The following is a 6,258-nucleotide window of genomic DNA, read 5'->3' as shown; positions in this document are numbered from 1 at the left end:
AGATATATACATCAATTAAAAAACCGACATAAAACCCCTCTTTTTAGGTGGGAGAGAGCATCTGGCCATGCATAGAAGCGGTCAGGGCCTTTTTCTGCCACATGCGAAGTAAAAACAGAAAGAGCAAACGAGTGTAGGTTACTTTTTATTCTGCACAGCAGGGATTTAGATGTCGAAAAATTAAAATGGATTTATATATTAAAAGGGGCCTCATTCTTTGGAAGAGGTCCCTTTTACTATATTTTCTTGTGGAATGAAGAAGGAGTTTGGAAATAAATTTTGAAGTTTAATAAGGACGTAAAAGAAAAAGTTTTATTTCATGTTACAATAAACATAATTATTTTTAGAATAAGATAGAAAGGTTGAAAGTAGGTGACATCATGGGAAAAATCATTGCTATTGCTAATCAAAAAGGCGGTGTTGGAAAAACAACAACATCCGTTAATTTAGGAGCTGGATTGGCACAGGTAGGGAAAAAAGTCCTTCTTGTAGACATTGATGCTCAAGGAAATGCAACGACTGGTGTGGGAATTGAAAAATCTGAATTAAATCAATGTATTTATAATGTTCTCGTAGAAGATACAGATGTTCAAGACGTTATACAGAAAACCGCAACTGAAAACTTAGATGTTCTACCCGCTACCATTCAATTGGCAGGAGCTGAAATTGAATTGGTGCCAACCATTTCCCGGGAAGTACGTTTGCAGAGGGCATTACAGCCGATTCGTAACGAATATGATTATATTATTATCGACTGCCCCCCATCTTTAGGGTTATTAACAATTAATGCATTAACCGCAGCAGATTCTGTCATTATCCCTGTTCAGTGTGAATACTATGCATTGGAAGGATTAAGCCAACTATTAAATACAGTTCGGCTTGTGCAAAAGCATTTAAATAAAAATTTAGCAATTCAAGGTGTATTGTTAACGATGTTAGATGCGCGCACGAATCTAGGGATCCAAGTTATAGATGAAGTGAAAAAATATTTCAGGGATAAAGTGTATCGCTCAATTATCCCGCGTAACGTTCGTTTAAGTGAGGCACCAAGTCATGGTAAACCAATTATGCAGTATGATGCTAAATCAAGAGGGGCAGAAGTATATATAGATTTAGCAGAGGAAGTGATTGCAGGTGGCTAAAGGCCTAGGAAGAGGAATTAATGCATTTTTTCCTGATTTAGATGTGAAAGAAGAAGAAACAATTCAAGAGATTACAGTAACTGAATTAAGACCCAATCCGTATCAACCACGTAAACACTTTAATAGAGAAGCGATTCAAGAGTTGGCGGCATCTATTAAAGAACATGGTATTTTACAACCTTTAATTGCGAGAAAGAGTATTAAAGGATACGAAATTGTTGCTGGTGAAAGAAGATATCGAGCTGCTAAGGAAGCCGGTCTTGAAAAAATTCCGGCTGTTGTTCGACAATTAAGTGAGCAGCAAATGATGGAATTTGCTTTACTTGAAAATTTGCAACGTGAAGACTTAAATCCAATGGAAGAAGCAATGGCGTACCAAATGCTAATGAATGAGTTGAACGTAACACAAGAACAATTAGCAAAGCGTCTCGGAAAAAGTAGGCCATATATTGCGAATTATACTCGATTACTAAGCCTCCCTCCATTTGTTCAAGATATGATTGCAAGTGGAAAGTTATCTATGGCACATGGTCGGACATTACTTACGGTAAAAGATGAAGAACAATTAAAATCTTTACTGAAGCGCATTGAAAAAGAGAGTTTGAATGTTAGACAACTAGAGCAAATTGTTCAAGAAATTAACCAGCGCGTTTCACGTGAAACAAAGAAGGTGAAAATGGAAAGAAATATATTTTTTGTAGAACGTGAAACGCTATTAAGGGAAAAATTTGGCACAGGTGTAAAGATTAAAGAAACAAAAAAAGAAAAAGGTAAAATTGAAATAGAGTTCTTTAATAAAGATGATTTAAATCGTATTTTAGAGTTACTAGCAGGAAACAATTAAAAAGCAAACCATCTTTTTATTTATAGATGGTTTGCTCTTTTTAATGCTGATAATTTTTGATCTGTTTCTTTTATACTTTGAGAGATCACATCAGCCATTTTCATAACTAGGCTCAATCTTGTATTCTGAAGGACAAAAAATTCCATAAAGCCATTCAAATTTACAATGCCATGTATGTGTAATTCTCCAACTGCTGGCAATTTCTTATTCATTGCTGCTCCAGGTTTGCTAGGTCCTTTTCCAATCGTTATGGAGCCGATATTTTGAGATTTTCCAAGGCAAGCGTCTATTGCGATAATAAAAGAGTTCGGAATAGAAGTTTGTATATTCTGAATTTTATCTTCGAGATTTAGTGCGTGTACTGGTTCATCGAGCGTGCCGAATACTTGGAAGTTTTGGATCTCCATCTGTTCTAATTTAGTCCCGACTAACGGTCCAAGTGCATCACCAGTTGAACGGTCTGTTCCAATGCAAATGAGAATGAGCGGGATATTTAGTTTAATGGGTATATGTGAGAGTAAGAAATTGCTGATTGTCTCGGAGGCCTCTACGTCGTGGTGCATAACATTTTGCGATTCTTTTTCAAAAAAAGGCAAGCGAAAACTCCCAATGTTCATGAAGCACCCATCCTTTTAATAAATTTTTACAACATGTTATAAAGTGTTTTTATGTAAGGCTTTTATTTCATAATGAGTGAAAGAAAAATGTAATATGAAAAATTATAAGTTCATGGTTTTTGCAAACTGTTTATGAGGGAGGAAATAATAGTACTAGTATATATATATTCATGTCATTTTATACCTGAATGAAGAAGAACAAATGTAAAGAAAGTCATAAAATTTTTTCAGAAATAGAGAAAACTTCTGATACAATAAAGAGTGAATAAAAAGAAATTTTAGTTGGAGAGGTACAAGCATATGGATTTATTAATACAATGGTTTGATTCGATAAATTGGGCCAATGTAGGAATGAGAACGATAAAAATAATAGTTATTTTGGTACTTGGTGTGATAGTGGTTCGTCTTGCTAGAGCAATTGTAAGAAAAGCATTCCACATGGGGAGTCGCTCGCCTATTCAAATTTCAGAGCGTCGTACAGTTACAGTAGCGAAATTGCTTGAAAATATTGTGGCGTACGTTGTTATGTTTATTATGTTAATCGCGATTTTAGGTGTATTTGACATTAATGCATCGGGATTACTAGCTGGGGCTGGGGTAATCGGTTTAGCAGTCGGTTTTGGTGCTCAAAGTTTAGTAAAAGACGTCATTACAGGTTTATTTATTTTGTTAGAAGATCAATTTTCAGTTGGTGATTATGTAAGAATTGGCCAATTTGAAGGAGCAGTTTTAGAAATTGGACTACGTACAACGAAGATAAAAAGCTGGACAGGTGAGATTCATATTTTACCAAATGGTAGTATTACGCAAGTAACAAACTTTTCTATTAGCAATAGTGTGGCATTCGTTGATGTATCGATTTCTTATGAGAGTGATATCAATCGAGCAGAGCAAGTAATTGAAAAATTATTACAAGAATTACCTGAAAAATATGAAGAAATGGTAACAACACCGCAATTATTAGGGGTTCAAACACTTGCTGCATCTGAAGTGGTGCTGCGTGTTATTTCTGAAGTAGAACCGATGAAGCAGGCGGTTATTGCTAGAGCTCTTCGTAAAGAGATTAAAGCTCGTCTTGATTTACATGGTATTGAAATTCCATACCCGCGTATGGTTTTATATAATCGTGAAGAGTTGATTAGTGAAAAAGCAAATTAGTAGTGAGAGGGGTTTGGAGAGTGGAGCAAAAGCAGTATAACTTGTACGATGTTGTGGAAATGAAAAAAGCCCATCCTTGTGGTGAAAATCGTTGGAAGATTATTCGTATGGGAATGGATATCCGCATTAAGTGCGAGGGATGTGGCCATTCGGTAATGATTCCTCGAAGAGAGTTTGATCGTAAGGTGAAAAAAGTACTTGTAAAGCACGAAGAATAGAGAAAAAGTAACAGTTGCCTCATGCAGCTGTTACTTTTTTGAGCTTTTAGGTAACTTGTCATTTTATTCGTTACTATCTATAATGATGGAAGATTGAGACATAGGAGTGAAAAATATGGGATTAACGGCTGGGATTGTTGGCTTACCTAACGTAGGGAAATCAACATTATTTAATGCAATTACACAAGCGGGAGCAGAATCTGCAAACTATCCATTCTGTACAATTGATCCGAACGTAGGGATTGTAGAAGTACCAGATGATCGCTTAAATAAATTAACAGAACTAGTAGAACCGAAAAAAACTGTTCCAACTGTATTTGAATTTACTGATATCGCAGGGATTGTAAAAGGTGCAAGTAAAGGTGAAGGATTAGGAAATAAATTTTTATCTCACATTCGCCAAGTAGATGCAATTTGCCAAGTTGTGCGTTGTTTTGAAGATGAAAATATTACACACGTTTCAGGAAAAGTAGATCCAATTGATGATATTGAAACAATCAATTTAGAACTAATTTTAGCGGATTTAGAATCGGTTGATAAACGTATCGAACGTGTAGCGAAGTTAGCAAGACAAAAAGATAAAGAAGCAGTATATGAACACGAGATTTTAGCTCGTTTAAAAGAAGCGTTTGAAGCTGGAAAACCAGCTCGTACTGTTGAATTTACAGAAGAACAAATGAAAATTGTTAAAGGTCTTCATTTACTTACAACGAAAGAAATGCTCTATGTAGCGAACGTAAGTGAAGATGATATTATGGATCCATCTGAAAATAAATATGTGCAAATGGTAAAAGAATTTGCAGCAAATGAAAATTCACAAGTAATTGTAGTTTGTGCAAAAATTGAGTCAGAAATTGCTGAGCTAGATGAAGAGGAGAAAAAAGTATTCCTTGAAGAGCTAGGTATTGAAGAATCAGGTTTAGATCAGTTGATTCGTGCTGCATACGATTTACTAGGCTTAGCTACTTATTTCACAGCTGGTGTACAAGAAGTACGTGCATGGACGTTTAAAAAAGGCATGAAGGCGCCACAATGTGCTGGCGTTATCCATACAGACTTTGAACGTGGGTTTATTCGTGCTGAAACAGTTTCATATGATGATTTAATGGAGAACGGCTCTATGACAGCCGCTAAAGAAGCTGGAAAAGTACGTTTAGAAGGAAAAGAGTATATCGTAAAAGATGGAGATGTTATGCACTTCCGCTTTAACGTGTAATTTTATATTTCCTAGGAAAAATAGGGATATAAGCTTGGCAAACATATCATATGTTTGCCAAGTTTTTTATGTATTGGTAAGTTGATTCATTCAACTTACTATGATATAATCTAAACTCGTGAGTAATTACTATATAATTAATTGCTCCTTGCCCATTATGGGCCGTTTAGACCAAAAGGAGGTGAAAGTGTAATGAAAAAGTACGAAATCATGTACATCATCCGTCCAAACATGGAGGAAGAAGCTCAAAAAGCTTTAGTTGAGCGCTTCGCAGGCGTTTTAACTAACAATGGTGCAGAAATCATTAACACGAAAGAGTGGGGTAAGCGTCGTTTAGCTTACGAAATCAACGACTTACGTGACGGTTTCTACATGATCTTAAACGTAAATTCTAACGCAGAAGCTGTTACAGAATTCGATCGTTTAGCTAAGATCAACGAAGATATCCTTCGTCACATCGTTGTTAAAGAAGAAGAAAAATAATTAAGATATATAGGGAGAGTGGTTCGATTGATGAATCGTGTTATCCTCGTTGGTCGTTTAACTAAGGACCCTGACTTACGTTACACGCCCAATGGTGTTGCGGTAGCTACTTTCACGTTAGCTGTGAATCGCGCATTTGCGAATCAACAAGGTGAGCGTGAAGCTGACTTTATTAATTGTGTAATATGGCGTAAACAAGCAGAAAACGTGGCGAATTATTTGAAAAAAGGTAGCTTAGCGGGCGTAGATGGACGTCTTCAAACTCGTAATTACGAGGGACAAGATGGTAAACGTGTATATGTAACAGAAGTTCTTGCGGAGAGCGTACAATTTTTAGAGCCGCGTAATGGCGGTGGGGAGCAACGTGGTTCGTTCAATCAGCAACCATCAGGAGCTGGTTTCGGTAACCAAAGCTCTAACCCATTTGGTCAATCTAGTAACCCGGGTAACTCAGGTAACTCTGGATTTACAAAGAATGACGATCCATTTTCGAATGTTGGTCAACCGATTGACATTTCGGACGACGATTTACCATTCTAATGGTATGAATCGGTTATTTTTAACAAAGAATGGAGGGAAA

Annotated in this window: 8 protein-coding genes; 7 read left to right on the top strand and 1 reads right to left on the bottom strand. The window is 36.4% G+C overall.

Going from position 1 to position 6,258, the window contains the following annotated elements; translation table 11 throughout:
- Window positions 1-380: 380 nt before the first annotated feature.
- Together soj and COO03_RS00465 are read left to right on the top strand one after the other, a co-directional pair.
- Window positions 381-1,142: a sporulation initiation inhibitor protein Soj gene (gene soj, locus COO03_RS00470; RefSeq protein ID WP_097894522.1), complete on the top strand. Its 762-nt coding sequence runs from the start codon at window positions 381-383 to the stop codon at window positions 1,140-1,142.
- Window positions 1,135-1,986: a ParB/RepB/Spo0J family partition protein gene (locus tag COO03_RS00465; protein ID WP_170958148.1), complete on the top strand. Its 852-nt coding sequence runs from the start codon at window positions 1,135-1,137 to the stop codon at window positions 1,984-1,986. The genes soj and COO03_RS00465 overlap by 8 nt, the downstream gene beginning before the upstream one ends.
- A 20-nt stretch (window positions 1,987-2,006) precedes the next feature.
- On the opposite strand, the gene yyaC is transcribed toward COO03_RS00465, so the two are convergent.
- Window positions 2,007-2,603 carry a spore protease YyaC gene (gene yyaC, locus COO03_RS00460; protein ID WP_097894520.1) on the bottom strand — a complete coding sequence of 199 codons (597 nt, stop codon included), beginning with the start codon at window positions 2,601-2,603 and terminating at the stop codon, window positions 2,007-2,009.
- Between the two features lie 300 nt (window positions 2,604-2,903).
- Between yyaC and COO03_RS00455 the strand changes: the two genes are divergently transcribed.
- The 5 genes from COO03_RS00455 to ssb all read left to right on the top strand — a co-directional run bounded on the left by COO03_RS00455 (window position 2,904) and on the right by ssb (window position 6,218).
- Window positions 2,904-3,761: a mechanosensitive ion channel family protein gene (locus tag COO03_RS00455; RefSeq protein ID WP_097894519.1), complete on the top strand. Its 858-nt coding sequence runs from the start codon at window positions 2,904-2,906 to the stop codon at window positions 3,759-3,761.
- Between the two features lie 20 nt (window positions 3,762-3,781).
- Window positions 3,782-3,979, top strand: coding sequence for a DUF951 domain-containing protein (locus tag COO03_RS00450; protein WP_097894518.1), 198 nt, complete (start codon window positions 3,782-3,784; stop codon window positions 3,977-3,979).
- Window positions 3,980-4,094: 115 nt separating this feature from the next.
- Window positions 4,095-5,195: a redox-regulated ATPase YchF gene (gene ychF, locus COO03_RS00445; protein ID WP_097894517.1), complete on the top strand. Its 1,101-nt coding sequence runs from the start codon at window positions 4,095-4,097 to the stop codon at window positions 5,193-5,195.
- A gap of 192 nt (window positions 5,196-5,387) precedes the next feature.
- On the top strand, window positions 5,388-5,678 hold the full coding sequence (gene rpsF / locus COO03_RS00440; RefSeq protein ID WP_097894516.1) for a 30S ribosomal protein S6: 291 nt from the start codon (window positions 5,388-5,390) through the stop codon (window positions 5,676-5,678).
- A 27-nt stretch (window positions 5,679-5,705) separates the two neighbouring features.
- Window positions 5,706-6,218 carry a single-stranded DNA-binding protein gene (gene ssb / locus COO03_RS00435; protein WP_097894515.1) on the top strand — a complete coding sequence of 171 codons (513 nt, stop codon included), beginning with the start codon at window positions 5,706-5,708 and terminating at the stop codon, window positions 6,216-6,218.
- Window positions 6,219-6,258: the final 40 nt, after the last annotated feature.

The sequence above is a fragment of the Bacillus sp. AFS098217 genome (assembly GCF_002551815.1).
In the GTDB taxonomy this organism is placed as follows: domain Bacteria; phylum Bacillota; class Bacilli; order Bacillales; family Bacillaceae_G; genus Bacillus_A.
Note: the sequence above shows the minus strand (reverse complement) of the source record. Positions and strands in the feature narration are given on the sequence as shown.